Source organism: Candidatus Poriferisodalis sp., from assembly GCF_965208895.1.
Taxonomy (GTDB): domain Bacteria; phylum Actinomycetota; class Acidimicrobiia; order Acidimicrobiales; family Poriferisodalaceae; genus Poriferisodalis.
On the sequence record NZ_OZ242363.1, the window covers coordinates 1,286,667 to 1,310,110 of the forward strand.

The 23,444-nt window shown below is 64.9% G+C and carries 26 protein-coding genes; 16 read left to right on the plus strand and 10 right to left on the minus strand.

Translation table 11 applies throughout. The features are described from left to right. Positions 1-212: 212 nt before the first annotated feature. The gene (locus tag ACOGJB_RS05775) at positions 213-1,232 is read left to right on the plus strand and encodes an LLM class F420-dependent oxidoreductase (RefSeq protein WP_419839860.1); all 1,020 of its coding nucleotides are present in this window, start codon (positions 213-215) and stop codon (positions 1,230-1,232) included. Here the strand turns inward: ACOGJB_RS05775 and msrA are convergent, their stop codons facing one another. Continuing rightward, positions 1,233-1,817, minus strand: a complete 585-nt coding sequence (msrA, locus tag ACOGJB_RS05780) for a peptide-methionine (S)-S-oxide reductase MsrA (RefSeq protein ID WP_419840688.1) — start codon at positions 1,815-1,817, stop codon at positions 1,233-1,235. A gap of 323 nt (positions 1,818-2,140) precedes the next feature. Here msrA and ACOGJB_RS05785 point away from each other — a divergent pair, with 323 nt between their 5' ends. From ACOGJB_RS05785 to ACOGJB_RS05805, 5 genes are all read left to right on the plus strand, one after another. Beyond that, on the plus strand, positions 2,141-2,632 hold the full coding sequence (locus ACOGJB_RS05785; protein WP_419839861.1) for an FAS1-like dehydratase domain-containing protein: 492 nt from the start codon (positions 2,141-2,143) through the stop codon (positions 2,630-2,632). Continuing rightward, positions 2,629-3,078 carry an acyl dehydratase gene (locus ACOGJB_RS05790; RefSeq protein WP_419839862.1) on the plus strand — a complete coding sequence of 150 codons (450 nt, stop codon included), beginning with the start codon at positions 2,629-2,631 and terminating at the stop codon, positions 3,076-3,078. Before ACOGJB_RS05785 ends, ACOGJB_RS05790 begins: the two co-directional genes overlap by 4 nt. 31 nt (positions 3,079-3,109) lie before the next feature. Then, on the plus strand, positions 3,110-4,021 hold the full coding sequence (locus ACOGJB_RS05795) for an LLM class F420-dependent oxidoreductase (RefSeq protein ID WP_419839863.1): 912 nt from the start codon (positions 3,110-3,112) through the stop codon (positions 4,019-4,021). A 56-nt stretch (positions 4,022-4,077) separates the two neighbouring features. Next, a complete protein-coding gene (locus ACOGJB_RS05800) occupies positions 4,078-4,866 on the plus strand; it encodes a maleylpyruvate isomerase family mycothiol-dependent enzyme (RefSeq protein ID WP_419839864.1) in 789 nt (262 codons plus the stop codon). Positions 4,867-4,998: 132 nt separating this feature from the next. Beyond that, positions 4,999-5,421, plus strand: coding sequence for a DUF3237 domain-containing protein (locus ACOGJB_RS05805; RefSeq protein ID WP_419839865.1), 423 nt, complete (start codon positions 4,999-5,001; stop codon positions 5,419-5,421). A gap of 30 nt (positions 5,422-5,451) precedes the next feature. On the opposite strand, the gene ACOGJB_RS05810 is transcribed toward ACOGJB_RS05805, so the two are convergent. Further along, the gene (locus tag ACOGJB_RS05810) at positions 5,452-7,038 is read right to left on the minus strand and encodes an MFS transporter (RefSeq protein ID WP_419839866.1); all 1,587 of its coding nucleotides are present in this window, start codon (positions 7,036-7,038) and stop codon (positions 5,452-5,454) included. A 308-nt stretch (positions 7,039-7,346) separates the two neighbouring features. Here ACOGJB_RS05810 and ACOGJB_RS05815 point away from each other — a divergent pair, with 308 nt between their 5' ends. The 3 genes from ACOGJB_RS05815 (at position 7,347) to ACOGJB_RS05825 (ending at position 9,111) form a co-directional block, all read left to right on the plus strand. Beyond that, positions 7,347-8,270, plus strand: a complete 924-nt coding sequence (locus ACOGJB_RS05815; protein ID WP_419839867.1) for a TauD/TfdA dioxygenase family protein — start codon at positions 7,347-7,349, stop codon at positions 8,268-8,270. 59 nt (positions 8,271-8,329) lie between these two features. Further along, on the plus strand, positions 8,330-8,617 hold the full coding sequence (locus tag ACOGJB_RS05820; protein ID WP_419839868.1) for a DUF1330 domain-containing protein: 288 nt from the start codon (positions 8,330-8,332) through the stop codon (positions 8,615-8,617). A gap of 107 nt (positions 8,618-8,724) precedes the next feature. Beyond that, positions 8,725-9,111 carry a RidA family protein gene (locus ACOGJB_RS05825; protein WP_419839869.1) on the plus strand — a complete coding sequence of 129 codons (387 nt, stop codon included), beginning with the start codon at positions 8,725-8,727 and terminating at the stop codon, positions 9,109-9,111. 47 nt (positions 9,112-9,158) lie between these two features. On the opposite strand, the gene ACOGJB_RS05830 is transcribed toward ACOGJB_RS05825, so the two are convergent. From ACOGJB_RS05830 to ACOGJB_RS05845, 4 genes are all read right to left on the minus strand, one after another. Continuing rightward, positions 9,159-9,965: a 2-keto-4-pentenoate hydratase gene (locus ACOGJB_RS05830; protein ID WP_419839870.1), complete on the minus strand. Its 807-nt coding sequence runs from the start codon at positions 9,963-9,965 to the stop codon at positions 9,159-9,161. Positions 9,966-10,021: 56 nt separating this feature from the next. Continuing rightward, positions 10,022-10,648 (minus strand): hypothetical protein, encoded by a 627-nt coding sequence (locus ACOGJB_RS05835; RefSeq protein ID WP_419839871.1) that lies wholly within the window; start codon positions 10,646-10,648, stop codon positions 10,022-10,024. Next, complete coding sequence (locus tag ACOGJB_RS05840) at positions 10,645-12,159, minus strand: AAA family ATPase (RefSeq protein ID WP_419839872.1); 1,515 nt, start codon at positions 12,157-12,159, stop codon at positions 10,645-10,647. Before ACOGJB_RS05840 ends, ACOGJB_RS05835 begins: the two co-directional genes overlap by 4 nt. A 261-nt stretch (positions 12,160-12,420) precedes the next feature. Continuing rightward, positions 12,421-13,062, minus strand: coding sequence for a nitroreductase family protein (locus ACOGJB_RS05845; RefSeq protein WP_419839873.1), 642 nt, complete (start codon positions 13,060-13,062; stop codon positions 12,421-12,423). 234 nt (positions 13,063-13,296) lie between these two features. Here ACOGJB_RS05845 and ACOGJB_RS05850 point away from each other — a divergent pair, with 234 nt between their 5' ends. Further along, positions 13,297-13,884, plus strand: coding sequence for a hypothetical protein (locus ACOGJB_RS05850; protein ID WP_419839874.1), 588 nt, complete (start codon positions 13,297-13,299; stop codon positions 13,882-13,884). 137 nt (positions 13,885-14,021) lie between these two features. Next, positions 14,022-14,546 (plus strand): DUF4143 domain-containing protein, encoded by a 525-nt coding sequence (locus ACOGJB_RS05855; protein ID WP_419839875.1) that lies wholly within the window; start codon positions 14,022-14,024, stop codon positions 14,544-14,546. Here ACOGJB_RS05855 and ACOGJB_RS05860 read toward each other — a convergent pair. Beyond that, positions 14,527-14,886, minus strand: coding sequence for an aspartyl protease family protein (locus ACOGJB_RS05860; RefSeq protein WP_419839876.1), 360 nt, complete (start codon positions 14,884-14,886; stop codon positions 14,527-14,529). The two genes, ACOGJB_RS05855 and ACOGJB_RS05860, sit on opposite strands and share 20 nt — an antisense overlap. Positions 14,887-15,104: 218 nt before the next feature. Between ACOGJB_RS05860 and ACOGJB_RS05865 the strand changes: the two genes are divergently transcribed. The 3 genes from ACOGJB_RS05865 to ACOGJB_RS05875 all read left to right on the plus strand — a co-directional run bounded on the left by ACOGJB_RS05865 (position 15,105) and on the right by ACOGJB_RS05875 (position 18,079). Continuing rightward, entirely contained in the window at positions 15,105-15,791 is a 687-nt protein-coding gene (locus tag ACOGJB_RS05865; protein ID WP_419839877.1) for an ion transporter, read from the plus strand. A 205-nt stretch (positions 15,792-15,996) separates the two neighbouring features. Then, positions 15,997-17,301, plus strand: a complete 1,305-nt coding sequence (locus ACOGJB_RS05870) for an ATP-binding protein (RefSeq protein ID WP_419839878.1) — start codon at positions 15,997-15,999, stop codon at positions 17,299-17,301. Between the two features lie 208 nt (positions 17,302-17,509). Further along, entirely contained in the window at positions 17,510-18,079 is a 570-nt protein-coding gene (locus tag ACOGJB_RS05875; RefSeq protein ID WP_419839879.1) for a hypothetical protein, read from the plus strand. Positions 18,080-18,239: 160 nt separating this feature from the next. On the opposite strand, the gene ACOGJB_RS05880 is transcribed toward ACOGJB_RS05875, so the two are convergent. Then, a complete protein-coding gene (locus ACOGJB_RS05880; protein WP_419839880.1) occupies positions 18,240-19,178 on the minus strand; it encodes a phosphorothioated DNA-binding restriction endonuclease in 939 nt (312 codons plus the stop codon). A 170-nt stretch (positions 19,179-19,348) separates the two neighbouring features. Between ACOGJB_RS05880 and ACOGJB_RS05885 the strand changes: the two genes are divergently transcribed. Together ACOGJB_RS05885 and ACOGJB_RS05890 are read left to right on the plus strand one after the other, a co-directional pair. Next, a complete protein-coding gene (locus ACOGJB_RS05885; RefSeq protein WP_419839881.1) occupies positions 19,349-19,633 on the plus strand; it encodes a hypothetical protein in 285 nt (94 codons plus the stop codon). Next, complete coding sequence (locus ACOGJB_RS05890; RefSeq protein WP_419839882.1) at positions 19,630-20,010, plus strand: PIN domain-containing protein; 381 nt, start codon at positions 19,630-19,632, stop codon at positions 20,008-20,010. The genes ACOGJB_RS05885 and ACOGJB_RS05890 overlap by 4 nt, the downstream gene beginning before the upstream one ends. A 117-nt stretch (positions 20,011-20,127) precedes the next feature. Here ACOGJB_RS05890 and ACOGJB_RS05895 read toward each other — a convergent pair whose 3' ends face one another. Together ACOGJB_RS05895 and ACOGJB_RS05900 are read right to left on the minus strand one after the other, a co-directional pair. Next, positions 20,128-21,750: a DEAD/DEAH box helicase gene (locus tag ACOGJB_RS05895; RefSeq protein ID WP_419839883.1), complete on the minus strand. Its 1,623-nt coding sequence runs from the start codon at positions 21,748-21,750 to the stop codon at positions 20,128-20,130. Between the two features lie 58 nt (positions 21,751-21,808). Further along, on the minus strand, positions 21,809-23,215 hold the full coding sequence (locus tag ACOGJB_RS05900) for a DGQHR domain-containing protein (RefSeq protein WP_419839884.1): 1,407 nt from the start codon (positions 23,213-23,215) through the stop codon (positions 21,809-21,811). Positions 23,216-23,444 lie beyond the last annotated feature (229 nt).

Here is a 23,444-nt window from a genome sequence, read left to right on the forward strand (position 1 = left end):
CGTCACCGTCAGTTTCCCAAAACGTCACAAGAGGCCGCACGGACAGGCGAGCCCTCCGGCTGTCGCAGCAGTTGTCTCGCGCTCTCGTTCCCAATTTCCATCGACTCGGCGCTCACGGGCCGCTTGGGCCCGCGGCTCAGCCTCACGGGCCGCCCGCATTCGGCCGCAGGGGCTTCGGCGGACCGCGCGGTCGGCGGGTACGGTGCGCCGCCATGAGCACGACTGGTTCGACCAAGACCAAGGGGGCCCGAGCCCAGCCGTACGGTGTGACCGTCGGCAGCTTGGGAGTGCTGGGCCCCGCTGCTGTCACCGACATCGCCCGCTCCGCTGAGGCGCAGGGATACTCGTCGATCTGGACGGTCGAGGCGACGGGGACGGATGCGTTCTCGCTGCTGGGTGCAGTCGCCCACGCGGCGCCTGGCATCGATCTGGCGACCGGCATCATTCCGATCCAGCTGCGTGCACCCACGCTGGTCGCCATGACGGCTTCCACGTTGCAATCGCTGAAGGCCGACCGTGATGTGCTGGTGGGACTCGGTGTGTCGGCGCCAGGCATCCTGCGCCAGCACGGCGAGCAGCCGCCGGATCGCCCCATCGCGATGATGCGCGAATACGTGGCGCTGCTGCGTGAGTGCCTGAGCGGCGAATCGGTGACGTTCGAGGGCGACTTCTGGCAGGTTCGCCGGTTCCGCTTGGCCATGCGGCTGGGCGAGCGGCGCCCGAAGATCGTGCTGGCGGCGCTCAATCCGCAGATGCTGCGGCTGGCGGGAGAGGTGGCCGACGGCGTGCTGCTCAACTACCTGCCCGCCTCCCACGTGCCGAGTGTCGTCGCCGAGGTTCGCAAGGGCGGCGAGGCGCAGATCATCTGCTACGTCCATGCCGCCGCGGGCGACTTGGAGCGCTCGGCACGGTCGGCCCAGCGCGACTTGCTGAACTACGCGCTGGCCGACGGCTACGCCAACGCCTTCCGTGCGGCGGGCTTCGGCGACGAGGTGGACGAAGCCCGCGCCCGCCAATCCGAGCGCGATCGCGAGGGCGCGATCGCTGCGATCTCGAACGAGATGATCCAGGCAATTGACTTCATCGGCACGCCAGCCGAAATCGTCGAGTTCACGCAGGCGTATGTGGACGCAGGCGTGGAGTACCCGGTGCTGATGCCGCTGCCGTGGGGCGAGGACCGGCGCGCCGTGACCGGTGAGACGATGGCTGCGTTCGCCAGCTCGTTCAGCTAGTCAGTCGGCGGTGACGACACCCACCGGGCAGGTCTGGCCGGTGCTGCCGAGTCCGCAGTAGCCCCACGGGATCTTGTGCAGGTACTGCTGGTGGTAGTCCTCGGCATAGAAGAACGGGCCGGCCAGACAGATCTCGGTGGTGATGCCCCCGAGCCCGGCGCCGTCGAGCACCGCTTGGAACATGTCCCGAGACGAGATGACGAACTCCAGCTCGGCCTTGTCGGCTGCGTAGATGCCCGATCGGTATTGCGTGCCGATGTCGTTGCCCTGCCGCATGCCTTGGGTTGGGTCGTGGCCCTCCCAGAACGCCTTCAGCAGCACCTCGAGGCTGGTCTGCGCCGGGTCGAACACGGCGAGCACGGCCTCGGTGTGACCGGTCATGCCGGAGCACACTTCCTCATAGCTGGGATTGGGGGTGATCCCGCCGGCGTAGCCCACGGCGGTGGTGTACACGCCGGGCAACTGCCAGAAGATGCGCTCGGCACCCCAGAAGCAGCCCATCCCGACCACGATGTGCTTGAAGCCATCGGGGAACGGCGGCGTCATCGGCGTTCCGAGCACGGCGTGCGCCGGGGCCACGGGCATCGCCTGGCTTCGTCCGGGCAGCGCGCCCTCGGCGTCGGGCACCTCCAGCTTCCTCGACCACAACGCCACGGCTCTTCCTCCTGCTCTGAGGGAAACGCTACTGGCGACGGGGCGACCGGGCGGCGCGGGGAGGCGGAGCGCGCTGCGGCAGCACCGACTCCTGCGCCTGAGCGCACTGCCTCCTCACAGAACGCTTCTGCAGGTGGACCCTCCGTCGCGCCGCCAGGTGTCTCCCGCTCTTGTTCCCAGCTCTGATGCGATTGGGCTCACGGGCCGCTCGGGCCACGGCTGCGCCTACCGGCTCAGCCTCTAATGTCGCGCACATGAGCGAGTCGCTGATCCCAGCCGAGACGTTGGAACGCGTCGGCGAGGTGCTGTCGGGGCCGGTCACCGTGGTCGTCGACCGGCGCGAAGCACAGCGCTACGCCTATGCAGTCGGCGACGAGAACCCGATCTATTTCGACGAGGTCGCCGCCCAGGCGGCCGGGTACCGGACGCTGGTGGCGCCGCCCACCTACGTCACCCACGCTGTGGTGCAGCCAAGAACGGCGTCCGAGCTGCGCACCGACGGTCTGTACCGCGAAGGCACCCGGATACCGCTGTTGGTCGACCGGGTGATGTTCGGCGGCGAGGAATGGGACTTCCTCGAACCGGTCTGCGTCGGCGACGAGATCACCGCTACCGTCCGGCTAGCCGCGGTCGACCAGAAGGAGGGCCGCAAGGGGCCCTTCGTCCGGCAAGTGCGCGAGACGACGTTCGTCAATCAATTCGGCGACGAAGTCGCCCGTTCCCGCATGATCGGCATTGCACGATGAGCACCTCCACTGACGTGACCGCCGCGGCACCGAACCTGGCGACCCTCGAGGCCGGGCAGGAACTGCCCACGATGCATAAATTCCCCGACGAGGCACAGCTCTTCTTGTACAGCGCGGCCAGCCACAACCCGCATCGCATTCACTACAACCGTGAGTACGCCCGCTTCGAGGGGCACGAAGACATCGTCGTGCACGGTCCGCTGCAGGGCGCGTGGCTGACGCAATTCGTCACCGACTGGGCGGGCCCTGCCGCCCGCTTGCTGGGCGTCACCTGGCAAAACCGCGCCAGCGGTCTGACCGGCGAAGAGCTCGTGTTCTCAGGCACCGTGACGTCGGTGGATGCCGAGACGGGGATCGTCGAACTCGAGATCGCTGAGCACACCTCCGACGGGAGACTGCTCATGCCGGCGACAGCTAGGGTCCGCCTGCCCTTGAGTCCCGAGTAGTCACCGGGACCGAGATGGAGGAGAGCAGCGCATGAAGATCGCCGTCGACTTCCCGTCCATTGCGTTCCGGGAAGGACCCCAGCGAGTGCTCGACCTGGCGAAGGCCATCGAGGACTTGGGCTACGACGAGATTGCCGCATTCGACCATGTCGTGATGGGCCACCCCGGCGAGGGCCGCTTCACCATCTACCCCGCCAACATGCCGATCCTCGAAGCGCTGATGCTGCTGGCAAACGTGGCGGCAGTGACCGAGCGAGTGTCGCTGTCGACGGAAGTGCTGGTGCTGCCGCAGCGACAACCGGTGCTGGTGGCCAAGCAGATCTCGACGCTGGACACACTGTCGAACGGCCGTGTGCGCCTCGGCATCGGCGTGGGCTGGCAGGACTCGGAGTACGACGCGCTCGAAGAGGACTTCCACACCCGCGGCAAGCGCATGGACGAGGCCATCGACCTCATGCGGGCCTACTGGGCAGGCGGCCGGATCTCCTACGCCGGCGAGCACTACAACAGCCACGACATGGGCATGGAGCCCGTGTCGCCGCAGGGTGCCGCGATTCCCTTGTGGATCGGCGGCGACAGCCCTGCTGCACTGCGCCGCACCGCCCAGAAGGGCGACGGGTGGATGGCGTCAGGCGTCAGCGATGAGCGGGCGCTCGAGTGCATGACGGAGATCCGCCGACGAGCCGAGGAGGACTTCGGCCGAGATCCGGCGTCGATCGGCATGCAGCTGATGCTGGCCCCGCCGCCACGTACCGACGCCGACAAGGGCTTCTACAAGGACCTGGACGCGATCGGCGAGCGCGCCGCCGTGCTCAATGCGCTCGGCTTCGACTGGGCCTCCGTGAACGTGACCGCCATCTTCCAGGCCGGTGCCCGCTCGGTCGAGGCCATGATTGACCGGCTGGGCGAGATCATCGAACGCATCCGGGCCGAGACCGCCTGAGCACTGAAGCACCTCTCTCGATCACCACAAGCACGACAAACGACGGGACCAACACCATGAGTCAGCCGCAACTCATCATCGACAACCTCAAGGCCTGCTGGGCAAGCTGCAAGGAGTTCTACGGCTCGCTGGAAGGCGATCAGTGGCAGGTGCAGTCGCACTGCCCGGATTGGACCGTCCACGGCGTGCTCGCCCATCAGGTGTCCGTGGAGCAGGCCCTGTCGGGCTGGCTGCCTGAGTCGGTCGAGACGCCGCCTCCGTTCGGCGATATCGCCGGCTACGTCTCTGCAGCGACGGCCATGAGCGGAGCGGAGCTGACAGCGTTTGCCGCCGAAGTGTGGGATGGGCGCGCTGCACAACTCGAGGCACTCGACGACGAGGTCTTCGACCGCGGGTCGATCACCCCGGTCGGGCCCGGAACCTACGGCCGCTTCATGGCGATCCGGGAATTCGACCATTGGATGCACGAGCGTGACTGCCGCACCCCGCTGGGGATGCCGACCGACAACGGCGGTCCCGCCGCCGAGATGGCCCTGAACGAGGTGCACCTGTCGGTCGGCTACATCGCCGGCAAGAAGGTGGGGCTTCCCGATGGCGCCTCCATGCGCTTCGACATCACCGGCGCTGTGGAGCGCGACATCTACGTCCAAGTGGAGGGCCGGGCCCGTGAGGTCGACCACGTGGAGAACCCGACCGTCACGCTGCACTGCGACTCGATGGCGTTCATGGATCTCACCTGCGGGCGGATCGACCCTGAGGTGCCTATTGCGGCGGGCCTGGTCACGTGGTCGGGCGATGCCGAACTCGGCGCCCACGCCGCACGCAATCTGCGTTTCACCATGTAGCTCCCGGCGCGAGTGGCGGCGGCCGCTGCTGGCCCGCCGACTCGTTCCCCGCAACCAGAATCTCGCCAAGCCCCCATCCCCATAAGCCCCCATCCCCATAAGCCCCAATCCCCATAAACAAGGAGCACCCAGATGTCAGAGACATCCCTGCCAGTACGACACCTGTTCAGAATGGACATTGAGGCCGACCTATCGAATGCGACCCGCATCCGCGGCGGGCCCGCTGGTACCCGGATGGTCGCCTCGGTCGACAGCGGCACGGTCACCGGCGAGCGCATCAACGGCACCATTTTGGGCCCGTCAGGCGACTGGCTGTACCGCTCGGCCGACGGCACGATGAGCCTCGACGTGCGCATCTCGATCCGCACCGACGACGAGGTCGACATCCTGATGGAGTATCAGGGAAAGATCCTCGACGACGGCACGCCCCGGTCGGCTCCGACATTCCAGACGTCGATGGAGGGCCCTTACGCCTGGCTCAACAAGGTGCAGGCAGTCGGCGTCGGCTCGCTCGACGACGGCAAGCTCGCTTACGAGGTCTACGAGCTGCTGTAGCGGGCACCGCCACAAGTGCGACCGCGCCGGTCAGGCAGTGGTTGGGCGCTTGCGGGGATAGGCGAGCCCCATCAGCGGAATGCACAGCGCTTGCAGGCCGCCGAGCAGCAGCCACAGCCAGTTGTAGAGATGCACCTCGTGGGCGCCGCCCAGCACCGCGATGGCGACAGCGACACCGATGCCACCGACGCTGTAGCGCAGCGACTGATGCACCCCGTTCGCAGTCGCGAGCGCGTCCGGCTTGATGTCCACGAGTGCCGCGGAGTTCAGGTGGCTGGCGAGCAGGCCCATGCCCAGGCCGAAGAACACGGTCGCAGGAAAGAACGCAAACCAGAAGCGCACGTTCTCGTCCAAGAAGAACAGCAGCCACAGATGGCCGACCGTTGCGACAGCCGATGCGAGGGCCATCATCCCCCGAAACCCGTGCTTGTCGGCCCAGCGGCCGCCGAGCACCGCCATGACCGCCGAGATGATCGGGGCCGGGGTGAACGCCAGACCGACGGCCCACAGGCTGTAGTCCCAGACCCCTACCAGATATTGCGGCCACAGGAACCAACTCGTGAAAGCGCCGATCATTGCCAACGACACCGCCATGTTGGCCACGGCGAAGCTGCGAACCCGAAAGAGTCGCGGATCGAAGAGCGGCTCGTCGTGACCGGCGGAGCGCCACAGGAACAGCGGCAGCAGCACCGCGGCACCGATGAAGCACGAGAGCGTTCCGATCGTTCCCCATCCCCAGAATCGCCCCTGCAGGGTTGCCAGCACGACGAAGAACACCGCAGCAGTCCCCATGGCGACGCCGAGCAAGTCGAGGGGCCTGCTGCGATCCGGCTTGGCTGTCTCCTGCAGGAACCAGATCGAACCGAGGAATGCGAGCGCCGCTATAGGAGCAATCGTCAGGTACACCCAGCGCCAGCTGGCGATCTCGAGGATGCCGGCGGCCATGCCGGGCGCGATGCCCGACGCCGCCATCCCCGCGGAGGCCCAAACGCCGATGACGCTCGCTTGGCGCGCCGCGGGGAACTGCGGCAGCACGAGCGCGAGCGAGGACGGCACGGTCAGCGCCCCGCACAGCCCCTGCACGACGCGGGCTATGAGGAGCAGCTCGATGCCAGGTGCCAGCCCTGCGGCGATCGATGACGCGAAGAGGCCGAGCACGCCGAGGCGGAACACCACCAGTCGGCCGTAGCGATCCGCGAGCCGACCGCCGATGATGATCGTGGAGGAGAACGCGAGCGCGTAGCCGCTCACGATCCAGCCCGTCACCGCCCCTGACACGCCGGGGAACGCCCGCACGATGTCGGGGAATGCAACGTTCGTCACCGTGACGTTGACCGTGCCGAGCACGAATGCCAGCGACCCGGTGGCGAGCGCCAAGCGGGCCCGGCTCGAGACGCGTTCATCAGCAGGGCCTCGCTGCCCTGGGTGTTGTGTCGGAGTCGGGGCCGGGGTCGCGGGCGGTGCCGAGGCCGGAATCTGGGTCGGCGCCGCAGTGGGTGTCGCGGTCGGCCTCAGCAACTGCGGACGAGACGCGGTCGGCATCGTGCGAACTGGCGCAATGTGCTCGACGCGCGGCGCGACAGTGTCGCCTGCACGGCGGCCCCCGTCCATCGGCATCGCCCGCGGCGCACCGTCAGCGAACCGGAGTCGGAAGACCTGGGGCGCGTTGCGAGTCGTTGACGGCGGGTCCTCAGTCATCGCCCGCCGGGGCCGACGAGCGCGCATTCCGCGGAGCCGAGCCGACATCGACCATTGCGCAGCTCCTTGTCGTGCTTGGGGGCGCTTGGCCCCGGGTGAGTCTTGCCTGCGCGCCGCGCGCTCGCCAGATTGCAGATGCGCTGCCGTGGGCCGTGTGCCGTCGTCGGGTTTCTAGCAGCAGAAGCGGCACCCTGAAGCTAATTCGGGCGCGGTGCTACGATCCGGCCATGACGGCTGTCACGCTGAATATCGAACCGCTCGATCGCACGTTCGGTGCGTGGGTGCACGACATCGAGCTCCGTTCCATCGACGACGCCACCTTCGAGGCCCTGCACGAAGTGTGGCTGGAGTACGCGCTGCTGATCTTCTCGGGTCAGTTCTTGACCAACGACGAGCAGGACGCGTTCGCCCTGCGTTTCGGCGACCTGGAGTTCCACGCCGCGGCCATCTCGAATGTCGGCAAGGACGGCAAGGTCCACTACGAACCCGCCGACGATCTGGTGAAGTCGCTGAAGGGCAACTGGGGCTGGCATCACGACAGCACCTACATGCCGCTGCAGGCCAAAGGCGCAGTGTTCACCGCCGAGCTGGTGCCCAAAGACGGTGCCGACACCGGGTGGGCCGACATGCGGGCTGCATACGAGGTGCTCTCCGACGAAGACCGTGAGCTGGTGCACACGCTGGAGGCGCACCACTCGCTCTACTACAGCCAGGGTCGGGCGGGCCTGCTGCCGAAGAAGAAGGATGACGGCACCTACGGCATGTACGGCTACCACGACATGGACATCTCGGTCCGGCCGCTGGTGAAGTATCACCCCGACACCGGCCGGCCCAACCTGCTGATCGGCCGGCACGCGCACGACATCGTCGGCATGGACCCCGACGAGTCGGTGGCGCTGCTGGATCGGCTCAATCGCGAGGCCTGCCAGCCGCCGCGGATCTACCAGCACGCGTGGACTGCGGGCGAGGCCGTGATCTGGGACAACCGCCGACTCATGCACCAAGGCGTGCCGTTCGACATGTCCCAGCCGCGCAAGATGTGGCACTCCCGCATCGCCGGCGAAGTCGAGTCCGAGCTGGCGCTCAATCACACCCCCGAGTCAGCAGGCTTCAAGCACGGACGCGAAGCCATCCTGAATTCGGTCTCCTAGCAGCCGGCGCACCGAAGTCGTCGGCGAGCGGGCTCAGTACCTGCACCGAAAGGAACACCGTGGCTGCATATGTGATCACGCGGGTCAACGTCACCGACCCAGACCAGTACGAGAAGTACAAAGCGCTGTCGCCGGCTGCCGTCGCCGAGAGCGGCGGGAAGTTCATCGTGCGGGGCGGCGAGTCGGAGACCCTCGAAGGTCCCGAGGAGAACCGGCGCCTCGTGGTGCTGGAGTTCCCCGACATGGACTCAGCAAGGGCGTTCTACGACTCCGAGAAGTACCGCCACGCTCGTGACGTTCGAGCCGGTGCCGCCGAATTCCAGATGGTTGCGGTCGAGGGCACCTAGCCCACTCGCTGATGGATGAACTCGACGGTGCCGTGCGCGTCCTCGCGTAGGTTTGCGGGCACGACCCGACCAGCGGGCTGAACATCAGCCGCGGAGGAGAACTCGTCATGGCACGCAAGTCGATTGAGATCGAGAGCTTCCAGCACGCGAACCCGATTCCCGCTGCGACGCGCATCGGTCCGCTGGTGGTGTCCAGCATCACGCCGCCGACGAATCCGGGCTCGCGCGACGTGCCCGACTCGCTCGGGGAGCAGATCGAGAATCTGTTCACCCACGTCGGCCAGATGCTCGAGGGCGCCGGCGCCACGTGGGACGACATGGCCAAGATGACGTTTTACGTCACCGACCCTGCGGCGTCACGCCCAGCGCTGAACGGGCCATGGCTGGAGCGTTTCCCCGACCCTGAGTCGCGGCCGTCGCGCCACAACATGAAGGTGGAAGGCGGCGGGCCGGTGCAGATCTCCTGCACCTTCGAGGCCTACGTCGAAGACTGAGCTGCCGAGCTTCAGTCGCCCTCTTCGGACAGCCCGACGCCGCTGTGTCAACCTTCGGCGTCTCCGACCCCGAAGCTGATCTGGCCGAGGGGGCCGAAGTCGGCGACGATGGCGTCGCCGGGGCGAATCGTGCGGGCGCGTATGAATGAGCCCGACAGGATCGCGTGGCCCGCTGACATGGTGACGCCGAACTCGTCGAGCTTGCGGGCTAGCCAGGCCACCGAGTTGAGCGGGTTGCCCATGACGGCTGCGGCGGTGCCGGACTCTTCTAGGTCGCCGTTGAGGTACAGCGCACCGCCGATGTGGCGGATGTCGATGTCGGTGAGCTTGGTGGGGCGGCCGCCCACGATGATGAACCCGCACGATGCCGCGTCGGCGATGCTGTCGGCCACCCCGGCCTGGGTGCTGCGCCGGTTGTAGCGCCGGTCCACCACCTCGATGCCGGGCAGGATAAAGTCGGTGGCCCGCATCACGTCGATGGCGTTGGTGTCGGGGCCGCCTAGTTCCGATTTCAGCACGAAGACGATCTCGATCTCCACCAGCGGGACGTTCAGGATCGACGCCGGCACGATGGAGCCCTCGTCGAGGAACCAGTTGTCGAACAGCGTCCCGTAGTCGGGCTCGGTGGCGCCCGACGTAGAGCGCATGGCCTTGGAGGTGAGGCCGACCTTGTAGCCCTTGACGATCCGACCGGCCGCCACCTTGGCGTCGGTGACGTACTGGCCGATGGCGTAGGCGTCCTCGTTGTCGGCACCCGGGTAGGTGTCGGTGATCGGGTCGATCCACTCGCGGGTGTTCTCGGCATGCAGCAGTGCCGCAGCCGCTTGTTGCCGCTGCTCGTCGGTCATCGCCATGTCGTGCTCCCCGTCCCCGACGCTCCGGCGCGCCTCATCGCCAGCCAGTGCGCAAGCTACAGGGCACCTAGGACGCGACCGAGATCAGACTCCAGCGCCTGCCACCGCGGAAGATGGCTGACCGGGCCTGATCGGTCAAGCCGCTCTACGAGCAGCCGGCGGTGCGAACTGAATCGCCTATCGAATTGCTTTCGGTGACAGCCGCTGGTACCGGAGGCGATGGCCAATGCCTTTTGCAGTACCCCCTTTGGGTCCGGAAGGCTCTCAAGTCGATGCAGTCCAGGGATCTCAAGGTCATCCGTCGAGTTGGGACGGCCTGCTACCCGACGGATCAGCTGCTGGTCGGCGAGCAGCCAAGCTTCGGTCATGCGTACCGGGATGACCGGCACGGTTGGAAGGCCCGCAAGCACTTGCTGTACGGCCGCATCGATCTCATTCAGCCGATGCTCCACACTCAGCTTCTCAGCGTCACGATGAACAAACAGCAAATCCGGTGATTGTTCCCCTCGCAGCAAGAACTCGAGTCGGTCGCTGATGCGCCGGCCCGGCGGGTCTGGCAAGCGCTCGAACTCGGGAGCGGTCACGTGGACACGCACACCGCGCTCGACACACATCGCCTCGAGGTGCGCGGCTAGCGGTCGATCTGACACGCCGTCGGTGAACAGAATGGCGCGTCGGATCACGCGGTCTGCGTTTCGAGCCCGTAATCGTCGAGCGAGATCTGGGCACCCCTGGCGATCGTCAGGAACGGCAAGAGGTCCAGATGCGTCGCGACACCGGACTCGGAATGCTTCTCCCGCCAACTATTTGCAAATGGCACCAGCCGGAGGACGCGCTCAGGCATGCCGCCTGCTTCGCCGCGAACGCTCGACATGGCGACCAGAAGCTCGTCGGGGTCAATGTGCTGAACAAGCGCCGGTGAATGCGTATTGACGATCACCTGCCGGGCCGGGTTGTCGTCAGCTACCGGTAGATCCGGATCGACGGCCAGGTCCCTCAGCAAATCCACCATTTCAGAAACGTTGCCTGGGTGGATACCGTTTTCCGGTTCTTCCATGCAAATGAGGCCGCGTTCGTCGGGATCGGATTCGAGAACAGCCAGCGCAAGGAATCTGAGCGTTCCTTCAGAGAGTGCCTGAGCTGGCAGCTCGATGCCATTGAGCTCGGTCACCATCAGAGTGAACAGCTCGTTTGTGTCATTCTCGTCTACCCGCACGTGGCGTGCCCCAACGCCCGAGAGCGCACCGAGTCGCACAGCAATGCGGGCGTAGGCCTCGCCGCTTGCGGAATTGTCTGCTGCATTTTGACAATGGCGGTTCGCAACCCGATGCAGGGTTCCAGGAAGGTGCCTGCCTGCCGCAGTGAGCCGTCGACGGTCCGAGTAGCGGTCGGCTGCTCGCAACGCCGTCGGTTCAAGGGCGAGGCGCCGCCAGCTCTGCATCTCGCGCCGGGCTGCAAGCATGGTCGGATTGTCGGCACCGGTGATAGTGCTGAGGACCGTCGCAGGCGCATGTGCCGCCAACGCCGGCTTCGGACGCCCGCGGCTGCCGCCGTCCTGGTGAATCTCGATCACCGCCTCGCCATCACGATCCTCAGTGGAGATGAACGCGGCTGCTCGGCGGCCGAAGACCACCGAGTCCCGAAAGTTCTTCTTCGAATGAGGGAAGCGGAGATGCCGATGTGCTTGGCCGATTCTGATCGGAGTCATCGCTTCGCGGAGCAACACGAGGCCGCCGGATTTGTCCCGCCCAGTTGGCCGTTCGTAGCCAACTTCGACTTCGTAGCGGATGAAAGTGATTGAGGCGCGAGCTTCCCTTCCGAAATCGTCGTGTACTTCGGCAGGAATGATCATCTCTGCGGCGAATCGCATCCGCCGCTGCTCTTGTACGGATCCCCGCCAGAACAAGTCAAGAGGGTCGCCAGACCCGCGCTCGCCTGCTGAGCGAACCATGTGGGCGGCTTCCATTAGCGGATTCGACGACAGCAGACTAAGGAACTCGATTGCGTCGAATACGTTCGACTTGCCAACGCCATTCTCCCCGGCAATGCAGGTGAATGGCCCGAACTCGACATTGAGGTCGAGCAGATTCTTGAAGCCGTCAACCTCGAGACGAGTCAACATTTCCGCGCGTCTCGCCGTTCCGCGCAGCGCCGCAGAGCACTGCGTCGCTGAATGCGACTCGGCAAGCAGCATCGGTCAATCCGCATCTCAAGCATGCTAGGCGGATGATTGAGCGGTTTCGAAAGCAAGCCAATGTGGCTCACGCGAAGCCGAAGATCGGCGGGAAGGCCACGACATCACTGCGGCGCAGGCGGCGTACGCGGCGAGGTGGGCGGTCTGCCAACGCACGATGTCCTCGAAGGGACGCCGTCGGCACCACAGCGCCGAGCAAGGAACACGGTCGCCGGGATGCTCTGGTCCCGCGGCGAAGGCATCAGGAGTGCGCGCAGGCGGCTAATAGGTCGAGTTGCCCCAGGCTTCGTCGAAGACGATCTCCGACAGCGGCAGCCGGTCGAGCTTGCGCGGGAACGGCGTGGACCGGTAGCCGACGGCGATGTGGGCCGCAGTGGCCACGCCCTCGGGGATGTCCAGCATCTCCGCGACCTGCGGTTCGTACATGCACAGCAGCGTGGTGAGCGCGGTGCCGAGGCCGGCTTCGCGGCAGCCGAGCAGGAAGTTCTGCACGGCCGGGTAGATCGAGCCGCCGCCCACGACGCTGAGGCGTCCAAGCTCGGTGTCGGTGGGATGGACGCCGTCGATGTAGCCACACGCGACCACGATCACCGGCACCTCGGCGAAATGCTCGGCGAAGTAGTCAGCGCTGTCGAGCAGACGCTTCGCCTTCTCTCCGACGATCTCGATGTCGCCGCTGCGGGCCATGCCCAGGTAGGCCTTCCACGGCTCCAGGTACCACTCCTGCAGCTGCCGCTTCTTCTCGCCGTCACGCACGACGATGAAGCGCACCGGCTGGCGGTTGCCGCCCTGGGGTGCGTGACGCGCATAGTCGAACGCCTGCTCTAGCGTCTCGTCCGACACGGGGTCGGTCGTGAAGTACCTCGTCGTCATCGACGTCAGTGCTGCCTCGCCAAGTTCCATGGATTCCCTCGCTCACTTTGGGTCGTTCGCCGCAGGCTCGTCCGTGCGCGTGAACTGCGTCCGAGTGCCGGGGCGAACCCGGCAACGAGGCCACAGTAACCACCGACCGGCCGTCGGTCCGTCCGCTTGGATCGGCGCTCACAGACGCCCGCAGGCCGGCCCGAAAACCATTGCGGATTGACGAGGCCTCTCAGCTCTACCCGGGGCTGTGACCGCTCAACCGAAGGAGCCGCCATGGCTATGGTGACCGGCATGGATCCCGAGGCTGGGGATGTCGAGGCCGAGCAGCCGCTGGCTGCAGCGACACCCGCCGCCGCAGCAGTCGATGCCGATCTTCTCGCCAAGCTCGTAGCGCAGGCGGTCGCGGCCCAGAACCGCCCGTGGCGTTCTGCGCTGCTGACCGCGTTGGCGACCACCATTCTCGCGGGCCTCATCGCCGTGGCCGCAGCGGGCTACACAGCGCTGCGCGCCGACATCACCGCAATGCGTGCCGAACTCAGCGGCGTCGAGGCTGGCCTGCGAGCCGAGATCGGCGATGTCGACGCAGGACTGAGCGCTGAGATCGACGGGCTCGAAACACGCCTTCGCACCGAGATCCAGGAATTCCGCGCAGAAGTGAACGCAACCCTGCTGGATCACACAGACCGCCTTGCCCGCCTCGAGACCGACTCGCAACATCACACAGACCGCTTGGCCCGCCTCGAGACCGACTCGCAACATCACACAGACCGCTTGGCCCGCCTCGAGACCGACTCGCAACGTCACACTGAGCAACTCGCCGCTATCGAATCCGCGTTGCAACTCGGCCAACCGGCCCAATAGCGAGGTCGCTGGCCGCATCGCCGCCAGCTTCGGCGGCAAGCTGCTCAGCATCTTCATCGTGATGATCGGCCTCGGCGTCGTCGCCGTGCCACCAGGCCTGCTGCCTCCGCGCTGTACAAGCACGACTCGCAGACCCCATGACGGCAGCTTCGTCAGCCTCGATGATCAGGCGCAACGAAATGCGAGCATCGAAGACCCGCGCTCGGCGCCGTCCCAAGATCTACCTGGCCGATACCGGTCTTGCAGCGTCATTGCTGTCGCTCGGCTCGGAGGAACTTCTCGATCCTGCTGAGCGGATGCGCGGGCCGCTGCTGGAGACCTTCGTAGTCAACGAACTGGCGAAGCAGTCGTCGTTCTCTGACGAACCCGTTGCCTTGAGCCACTTTCGCAGCACCGACGGCCGGCGCGAGATCGACGTGATTGCCGAAACTGCGGACGGCCGCGTGTTCGGCTTCGAGGTGAAGGCCGGCCGCGTCACCCGCCGAATATGGCGCGACGAACAGACCCCAAACCAGGCCCCTCGCGCTCGCCGCTTGATAAGGGAGCGTCCGTCAAATTCGGGCAAGAAGCCAGTTCTACCGTCGGCGGCACTCGGGGCAGCGACGTGCAGTCTGCAGATGCAGCGACGAAGTACCGGACTGCTCAGAGGCGAAGCCGCTTGACGCGTCTGATCTCTTGGCTGACGGGATCCACCTCGAAACGGGCCGACTCAAGCGCCAGCACGCCCAGCAGCGGCTCGCAGCCCGGCGGTCCGAATACCACCCGCACGAAGGCATCCGAGTCCATGAACTCGAGCCGCGCGCCGGTGAACTCGGCGATCTGGCTGCTGCCGTCGGCGAGTTCGTAGGTAGCGCTTCCGTAGGGCCGCAAGCCCAGGTCCTCCAGACGGTCTCGCGGCACCAGCGTGTCGGTGGACCCGGTGTCTACAAGAAAACATCCCTCCCAAGAGCGCTCAGGCTCGGCGGGGCTGCAGACCGTGACGTCGGTGTAGGTGAAACCCATGATGTCTCCGCAGTTGCGGCTGCCTACGGCGGCAGACCCGCCGAACCTACTTCGCCCTCCCTGCATCCCTGCCTCCATTATTGCCGCCCCGTCCGCGCTCGACGGCTGGACATGTGGTCATGGTCACGTCGACAAATGCAACGCTCCCATCTGCACGCTGCGGACGTGATGCACGCCGCCAGACTCACGCCCCAGCAGCTCAGCGAGAGGAGCGATGCGTGCGTCAGATCTTCGATTTGGATACCCGGCTCGGCCGCCGGGTCAACGTGTTCATCACGGCAGCCATCGTGCTGTCGATGGCTACCCTGGTGGCCGACACGCACTACGCCGCGGCCGATGGCGGTCTGCCGGGGTGGCTGTGGACGCTGGAACTCGTCATCTGGGTGCTGTTCGGCGTCGAGTACGTGATGCGCATCGTGCTCGCACCGTCGGCGTGGCGGTATGTCTTCTCCTTCTACGGCATCGTGGACTTGCTGGCAGTGCTCGGCGGCTTCGCGAATGTCCCGGCCGGCACGTCGCTGCGCCTGTTGCGCCTGCTGCGCGTGTTCCGCGTGCTCAAGCTGGTGCGCGGCAGCGAGGCCATCGACCGGTTCCGTGCAGCGTTCCGCGACATCGCCGACGAGCTGCTGGTCTACCTGTCGGCCTCGGGAATCCTGATGTTCATCGCATCGGTGGGCATCTACGAACTCGAACACGATCAGCCCGAAACGCTGTACACCAGCATCTTCGACAGCTTCTACTGGGCGGTGCTGTCGCTGACCGCCGGCGCCGAGGGCTACCAGCCGGCCAGCTTCGGCGGCAAACTGCTCAGCATCTTCATCGTGCTGATCGGCCTCGGCGTAGTTGCCGTGCCATCAGGCCTGCTCGCCTCCGCGCTGTACAAGCACGACTCGCAGACCCCATGACGGCCGGGACTACCAGAGCCGGCAAACAACGATTGAACCCTCACCTCATAGGGGTGCTCAGGTCGGTGTAGCCGAGGCGGTCGGGAGCGAGCACTTCGCCCAGTATGAACCGCGAGAAACAACCAATAACGAATGCAAGAAATGACCGATAGAAGCGCTAACATGTCACCGGTTCGTCCGCATGCCGACCGTAGGCGAGACACCCATGGCAGAGCATCCCCTCGTTCCACGCCAGATTGAGCGCACGGTGCGCGAACGACTTGCCGCTTTCCGGGTGGTCGTTCTGCACGGTGCCCGGCAGACCGGCAAGACCACGCTGGCACGTCTGTTCGGCGATGACGGCAGCTACGTCAGCCTCGATGATCAGGCGCAACGAAATGCGAGCGTCGAAGACCCACGCTCGTTCATCGAGATCCGCAGTCGCCCGGTCATCATCGACGAGGTGCAACGTGGGGGCGACGCGTTGGTCCGTGAGATCAAAATCGCTGTCGACGCCGACCCCGCGCCGGGCGCCTTTCTGCTCACCGGGTCTGCGAATTTCCTGACAGTTCCGCATCTGAGCGAATCGCTTGCCGGACGGGCCTCTTTCGTCGATCTCGGCCCGCTCAGCGAGACTGAACGCGAGCGCACCGACGGGCTCTTGGCGGAGCTTCTCTCGGGCAACGCTCATCGTGGTCGCACCGGTGGCGCGGTCGAGAGCACGCGACTCGAAGACCGCATCCTCGCTGGCCGACAGATCGCAGACCACACACCCCGCGAGTACGCAGTACGGGTGGCCCGAGGCGGCTACCCGGCGCTCACCGACATGTCGGAACGCCTGCGCTCCATATGGTTCGATGACTACATACGGGCGGTCGTCGCTCGCGATGTGCGAGAACTGACCGGTGCGCGCAAGATCGACGACCTGCCACGTCTGCTCGAAGCAGCGGCGGCGCGCACGGCATCTGAACTCGTCGTCGAAGACCTGCGCCGCGATCTCGGCTTCGGAAGCAGGGACACCACCGCCGACTACCTCGCCCACCTGAGGATGCTCTACCTGGTGCGCACGCTGCCCGGATGGGCCGCCAGTGCCGTGACCCGCGCTCGGCGCCGTCCCAAGATCTACTTGGCCGATACCGGTCTTGCAGCGTCATTGCTGTCGCTCGGCTCGGAGGAACTTCTCGATCCTGCTGAGCGGATGCGCGGGCCGCTGCTGGAGACCTTCGTAGTCAACGAACTGGCGAAGCAGTCGTCGTTCTCTGACGAACCCGTTGCCTTGAGCCACTTTCGCAGCACCGACGGCCGGCGCGAGATCGACGTGATTGCCGAAGCTGCGGATGGCCGCGTGTTCGGCTTCGAGGTGAAGGCCGGCCGCTCAGTCAACTCTCGGCACTATCGAAACCTTGCGTGGATGCGCGACACCATCGGCGCCGAGTTCGCCCTGGGGATAGTGCTGTACACCGGTGATATCAGCTACCGGCTCGCCGACCGCATCGTCGCGCTGCCCATCAGCGCGTTGTGGTCCCGATGACCCGAGCCTCGAGACAGCGGATGCACGAGTTCCGCGGAGAACAGTCTTGCGACGTTTCAACGTCGGTGTCCTGCAATTCGGCTACTGCGAAGCCGAACGCTCGGGTCCGCGGTCACAGACGTCCGCAGGCGAGCTCGAAAACCACTGCGGATTGACGAGGCCTCTCAGCTATACCCGGTGCTGCGACCGCTCAACCGAAGGAGCCGCCATGGCTATGGTGACCGGCATGGATCCGGAGGCTGTAGGTGCCGAGTCCGAACTGTCGGCAGATCCGAAAGTGCCGGGCGCCGCTGCACTCGATGCCGACAGTCTCACCCAGCTCGTAGCGCAGGCGGTCGCGGCCCAGAACCGCCCGTGGCGTTCTACGCTGCTGACCGCGCTGGCAACCACCATTCTCGCGGGTCTCATCGCCGTGGCCGCAGCGGGCTACACAGCGCTGCGCGCCGACATCACCGCACTGCGTACCGAAGTCAGCGGGAGCGAGACTGGCCTACGAACCGAGATGGGCGGTCTCGAAGCACGACTGAGCGCCGAGATCGACGGGATCGAAACACGCCTTCGCATGGAGATCGATGGGGTCGAAGCACGACTGAGCGCTGAAATCAATGGAGTCGATACACGCCTTGGCACCGAGATCCAGGATTTTCGCGCCGAAGTGAATGCAACCTTGCTGGATCACACAGACCGCCTTGCCCGCCTCGAGACCGATTCGCAACGTCACACTGAGCAACTCACCAGTATCGAATCCGCGTTGCAACTCGGCCCACCGGCCCAATAGCGGGGTCGCCGGCCGCATCGCCGACGCCCTCGGCTGCAGCCTGTGGGCGTGAGGCGTATTCGCCAGACCCATGCCCCAGCAGCTCAGCGACACGGCAGCAGGCCCAATCGACCTCGTCGCAGATCAGCCAACGCCGGCCCGCTTGGGAGTCTCCGCGCTATCAGCGGGCCGGGCTACGGAATACCTGATCTTCGTGCCAGCGCCGATGCGGCTCGGCTACGGCGTCCAGATGGTCTCGGGGCCGCAGCAGCTCCTTGCCGCTCAGCGACCACACCATTTCTTCGGCTGCGCGGTCTCGGCCCACAAACTGAGCAGAAACCATGACCTCTCGGTCGCTGGTCAAGCCCAGCACTCCGCGGTCGAAGAGCTGGTGATGCATGGCGCACAGGCACAATCCGTTGGGGATGACATCGGGGCCGTTCACGGCCCACCATTGGATGTGTGCGGCTTCGAGGCCGACGGTGGTGCTGTCGAGTCGGCCATCAAAGCCGCACATGGCACATCGATACTCGTAGGCCCGTAGCACCTTGATCCGGAATTCGGGGTCCCGGCGACGTTCAGGGATCGGGAGTTCGCGGGTCCGCTGTCGGGCAAGCGATGCCTCTATCCCGTCGAGATCCAAGCCGACGCTCTCGCAGATGCTGGTGTGCAGGCTCTCGGGCCAGTTGGACAGCAGCAGCGACCGCGCCACCGTGAGCATCAGCGCAGGGTCGTCAAGCAACGCCGAGGCGAATTGCGGCGAGAGGGAACCGACGGCCTGCGCCTTGCGGAGTGCCCCGTCGCTGAGCTGGTCCGGCCGGATCGGCACCGTGTGACTCACAGACCACAAGCCGGCATCGTTCTGCAATCGCCAGAACGGCTGCTCGGGATGCTGGATTGCACGCTGAGGACCGAAATCGTCGAGCCAAGCGCGCAGCTTCGGCCCAACCTGTTCATAGACCAACCGCGAGACGCGGTCGTTGTGCAGCTGGGCGATGGCATGCAACAGCAAGAGCGGCTTGTGCGGAGCTCGCTTGCCTCGCTGCGTCCATTGCCTGATGTCGGCCACACGTGCCAACCAGTCCTCTGAGTTCTCCGTGCGATCATCCTGCGGCCCCACGCAGGCCATCGTAGAACTCTGCGGAAGCTCTCTCAGATGAGTCCCTCGCTCCCTGAGCTACGACTGCGCCGCCGCAGGTCGACTCCCGGCGCAGAATCGACAACTTTATATATCGTGATGTTTCATCTAGTTTCAAATCATCATGCAGAGTGACAGGAACAGGAGCGATCATGGCGGCTATCGTTGAAGACATGGAGACCGAGGGTGCCGACGAAACGACGGCTGCGACAGCCACAGTGCGCCTCGACGTCGCTGATCGGACGCTGCTCGACGAGATTGCGCCCGAGTTCGGCGGCAGGTCGGCAGCGATCAAGCAGGCCATCGCGATGCTGGCCGAGGATCACCGTCGCCGCCGCGCCCTGGACGCATTCATGGAAGAGTGGTCAGCTGAGTCGGGACCACCCGATCCGGATGACGTGGCTGCGATGCGTGAGCGCCACTTCAGCCGAAGGTGATATTCGACGCCGGCATTCTCGTCGCCATTGATCGAGACGAGCCTGCTGCCAAGGGTTTCATCGAGGCCGCACGTCATGCGGGCGAGACGCTGCGCACGACAGCCCCGGCGGTCGCTCAGGTGTGGCGGGACGGTTCGCGCCAAGCCCGCTTGTCTCGGCTCGTGGCTGGGCTGGACGTACGCCCGTTCACCGCAGCGCAGGTCTCGCTGGTCGGAACGCTGCTGCGCCGCTCGGGGGCGTCCGACGTGGTCGACGCTCACCTGGTCGCATGCGCGATGCGTCTGGACGACACCATCATCACCTCTGATCTCGACGACTTCACCCGCCTCACAGCGCACCTCGGCGAAGCAGAACCACGCGCAAAGCAGTGGTCCTGAGGTACCCCAGTCGGTCACCCAGATCGAGTGTGCCCGGGTGCCCAAGGACACACTGGGCTCTGGGAGGCGACGTCCCGACGAAAATGACGAGTCCCGCAGCAAGCCAACGCAGCCGCGTCAGTGAAGCAAATCGGCAACCAACTGCCGGTCGTGGCGCAGCCTGTCGATCAGCTCGTCGAACGTTAGCGACTTGCGATCCAGCATCGGCTGAAGCCGATCCTCCACGGTGTTGGCACAAGTGAGGTAGTGGACGTCCACTGGCTGCGTTTGCCCGATCCGTACGACACGATCAACAGCTTGCGCATTGGCCGACGGGTTCCACCACCGGTTGATGAAAACGACCTGAGTCGCCTCGGTCAGCGTCAGTCCTTCGCTACCGACGCGCATCGAGGCAGCGAGCGCGAAACACTCAGGATCGCTCTTGAACTTCGCGATCGCGCGTTCACGCACCGCCAGCGATTGCTCACCAATCAGGAGTTGGCAACCGATTCCAGAACGCCGCAGTCGCTCGCTGAGCTGCCGCAGCGGATCGATGGTGAAGGAGAACACCACGGTCTTGCGCCCGCGAGCAGCTGCGGCCTGCACCAGACCGCTCGCACGATCCAGCTTCGCGCTGTCGCCGGATACCGGCTCCCAATCACAGATGGTTCTCAGTCGGCCGAACAATGCCAGGAAGTCGCCCGGGCCGCTCGACGACAGGCTCCGAATCGCCTCGTTGTAAGCAGCGCGCTGCGCCGGGAGCATCTCGCACTCGACTGTGTGCTCGACAGCAGTCGGCAGCTCGGGAAGCACAGATTCCTTCGTGCGTCGCAGCAAGTAGGGACGAGCGCGAGCACGCATCGTTTCTAGTCCGAGCCGGTCATCGTCGATCGAATACAGACGAGGCTCCAACAGCGACAACAGGCAGGCCAGGTCAGCTGCGTCCCGCTCAACGGGCGTGCCGGTCAGCATCCACAGGCGGGGAGTGACGAGTCGGCGCATGGCCTGACTCAACTGAGAGTCCGATTTGCGTAGTCGGTGCGCTTCGTCGGCCACGATCAAACTGGGAGGTTGACGCGCCAAGTGTCGCCAGAGATCGCGTACGTCTTCGTAGCTGGCGAGCACTGCGTGTGCTCGGGCTGCGGCACGGTGCCAGTCACTGTCCGCGAAACCGCCGCCGAGCCGGTCAAGCCCAAGGACCGTCAGTTCGGGCGCCCATCGGTGAAACTCAGCATCCCAATTTGCGATCAGTGTTCGCGGCGCCGCCACGAGACACGTTCTCAATCTTCGAGCGCGGTACAGCCTCCGGATGGCGGCGATCACCTGTACCGTCTTGCCAAGGCCCATATCGTCGGCAAGCACGGCGCGGTTGCGTTGCAGAAGAAAACCGGTACCGCTTCGTTGGAACGGATACAGGGAGTCTTGAACTCTGCGCGGTAACAACAATGGCACTACGCGCCGCAATGCGCGGTCGTAGTCACGCTCATGCCCCGGAGCGCAATTGAATGTCCATTCCAAGGTTCCCTCGCGCAAACCGCGAACCTTTCGGGCAACTGCAGCGTCATTCGCAATGAGCTCAAGAACGGCCGCTACGAGTCGCCGATCGCCCGATGGAACAGCAATCTCGGTGTGCTGCTCGTAGCAAATATTGAGGAATCCCCATTCGCCCCGATGCTCTAGTTGCGCGAGCACGACATCCGAATCTGGCCACGGGCGCACATAGGCGCGCTTCATGGCCGGAACATGACGTAGCGCGCTCATATCCCTGCAGGAACAGGCTGCTCACAGCATCGTTCGGTAGTGACTGGCACGGGCGTTCCTACACGAGGAGCCCGGCCTCGATCTCTGTCCACAGCGACTCGACCTCCTCGCCGGCGTCAAGCGGAAGCATCATCTCCCACGCGGCGCGCAGCCCGGTGCTGCCGGAAATGTCGTCTTCGGCATGCTGGTCCAGCCCAAGTTGCCATCGCAGGATCCGCTCGGCTACCCGCAGGCGAGCCTTGCGGTCTTCGTTGGTAATGCGCCAAGCCCCGTCTTCGGCGCGAACTAGGAGCAGGTGCCTCCACGGCGCTGAGTGAGCCTCCCAATTGATCCGGTCGAGCGGCCGGAGCGCATCCTCAGCCGCCACGGCATCTAGTTCCGCAGCCACACCTGATGTCTGCTGTCGTGCAATCGCCTCGTTCAGCATGTCCCGCGCCAATCCCACTACGAGCAGCTGAACGATCGGCCAAAACAGAACGTTGTCACGCGTGTCGCCCTCAAGGTCGGCCCCGTGATCGCGCATGCGCGCCGGGTCTTCAGACAAGACCGGCAAAGCGGTTATCAAGCCATCCCAACAAATCGTCAATTCTGCACCAAGTGCTTCGATCTCGTCGTCGTCTGGCCGAAAACGCTTGTAGTCGCCGAATTTATCGCCGTGTGCGCCCCAGCCAAGATTACGGCGATCCGGTGTATACAACCATTCAATATTGAGTCGATACAGCATCTCCAGACTCGTCCAGTGGCTCGATCCTGGTCGTACGTTCTTTCCAGGTTCCATTTTGATTCGATCAGAGGTGAACTGGTCACTTCCAGCGCGAAAGAACGGATGTTCTGTTACAAGGCGACGTGTGATGATCGCCAATGAGTCATCCTCGTCCATTACAATGTTCTCAAACTCGGACATATTCTTCGCATAGCGATTGAGATGTCCAAAGAGCCGACGGTAACGGACCATAAACTCTTGAAGATCTTCGTGGTATCGAGGAGTCACAATGACAACCGAGGCCTCTTCGTCACGGAATCCCTGTGGCGCCGACCAATCACTCTCGCCGTCCACAAGCGAACGGATTGCTGCGAGCCGGTGCTGACCATCAAGGGCATAGTACTGTTGTCCGCCATCGAACGTCAGCACCCCGAACGCCTCTGTCAAACGCCGATCGCCACGCAAGATCCGGAACTCCGGAATATCTTCGATGCTGACCGGATACCACTGAGGTTCACCGTCAAACGCGGCGACGACAAGCGAGTTGAAGAACCTGTCCTTGTGCTTTGCGAGATAGCTTGCGATCTCACCATGGGAACGTGAACGCTTGAGTTGACGTTGGATTGCCGCCGAAAGTTCGGTGGGTCCGTGGATTTCTTCGGCGAACTTGACGTTCTCGGCAAGCTCGCGCATGGACATCCGCACCATGTAGTATTCCCAGCTTCCCATCTTTGCCCGAATAGCCGGATATATCTGAGTCACTTCACCTACTCCTAGATTAGTTTAGGTCTGATTGTGGCTTCGCCATGAGGCTGAACCCAATAGCACTCACACACGTTGAGGCTCGCCAAGTCGAGCGATGAGGGGCCGCCCTCGCGGCATGCTGCGATTCGCGGGCGGCGACAGCACCCGAACTAACTCCGACTCGGCATCACGAAGCCACGTCGCAGAATCATCAGAGTGAGCATCTGGTACCACTGTGAATGCGAAG

Excerpts from the sequence above, each read along its gene's own strand:
- ACOGJB_RS05775 (WP_419839860.1), top strand. The coding sequence starts at position 213 with ATGAGCACGACTGGTTCGACCAAGACCAAGGGGGCCCGAGCCCAGCCG.
- msrA (WP_419840688.1), bottom strand. The coding sequence starts at position 1,817 with ATGCCCGTGGCCCCGGCGCACGCCGTGCTCGGAACGCCGATGACGCCG.
- ACOGJB_RS05785 (WP_419839861.1), top strand. The coding sequence starts at position 2,141 with ATGAGCGAGTCGCTGATCCCAGCCGAGACGTTGGAACGCGTCGGCGAG.
- ACOGJB_RS05790 (WP_419839862.1), top strand. The coding sequence starts at position 2,629 with ATGAGCACCTCCACTGACGTGACCGCCGCGGCACCGAACCTGGCGACC.
- ACOGJB_RS05795 (WP_419839863.1), top strand. The coding sequence starts at position 3,110 with ATGAAGATCGCCGTCGACTTCCCGTCCATTGCGTTCCGGGAAGGACCC.
- ACOGJB_RS05800 (WP_419839864.1), top strand. The coding sequence starts at position 4,078 with ATGAGTCAGCCGCAACTCATCATCGACAACCTCAAGGCCTGCTGGGCA.
- ACOGJB_RS05805 (WP_419839865.1), top strand. The coding sequence starts at position 4,999 with ATGTCAGAGACATCCCTGCCAGTACGACACCTGTTCAGAATGGACATT.
- ACOGJB_RS05810 (WP_419839866.1), bottom strand. The coding sequence starts at position 7,038 with ATGCCGATGGACGGGGGCCGCCGTGCAGGCGACACTGTCGCGCCGCGC.
- ACOGJB_RS05815 (WP_419839867.1), top strand. The coding sequence starts at position 7,347 with ATGACGGCTGTCACGCTGAATATCGAACCGCTCGATCGCACGTTCGGT.
- ACOGJB_RS05825 (WP_419839869.1), top strand. The coding sequence starts at position 8,725 with ATGGCACGCAAGTCGATTGAGATCGAGAGCTTCCAGCACGCGAACCCG.
- ACOGJB_RS05830 (WP_419839870.1), bottom strand. The coding sequence starts at position 9,965 with ATGGCGATGACCGACGAGCAGCGGCAACAAGCGGCTGCGGCACTGCTG.
- ACOGJB_RS05840 (WP_419839872.1), bottom strand. The coding sequence starts at position 12,159 with ATGCTGCTTGCCGAGTCGCATTCAGCGACGCAGTGCTCTGCGGCGCTG.
- ACOGJB_RS05845 (WP_419839873.1), bottom strand. The coding sequence starts at position 13,062 with ATGGAACTTGGCGAGGCAGCACTGACGTCGATGACGACGAGGTACTTC.
- ACOGJB_RS05850 (WP_419839874.1), top strand. The coding sequence starts at position 13,297 with ATGGCTATGGTGACCGGCATGGATCCCGAGGCTGGGGATGTCGAGGCC.
- ACOGJB_RS05855 (WP_419839875.1), top strand. The coding sequence starts at position 14,022 with ATGACGGCAGCTTCGTCAGCCTCGATGATCAGGCGCAACGAAATGCGA.
- ACOGJB_RS05860 (WP_419839876.1), bottom strand. The coding sequence starts at position 14,886 with ATGGGTTTCACCTACACCGACGTCACGGTCTGCAGCCCCGCCGAGCCT.
- ACOGJB_RS05870 (WP_419839878.1), top strand. The coding sequence starts at position 15,997 with ATGGCAGAGCATCCCCTCGTTCCACGCCAGATTGAGCGCACGGTGCGC.
- ACOGJB_RS05875 (WP_419839879.1), top strand. The coding sequence starts at position 17,510 with ATGGCTATGGTGACCGGCATGGATCCGGAGGCTGTAGGTGCCGAGTCC.
- ACOGJB_RS05885 (WP_419839881.1), top strand. The coding sequence starts at position 19,349 with ATGGCGGCTATCGTTGAAGACATGGAGACCGAGGGTGCCGACGAAACG.
- ACOGJB_RS05895 (WP_419839883.1), bottom strand. The coding sequence starts at position 21,750 with ATGAGCGCGCTACGTCATGTTCCGGCCATGAAGCGCGCCTATGTGCGC.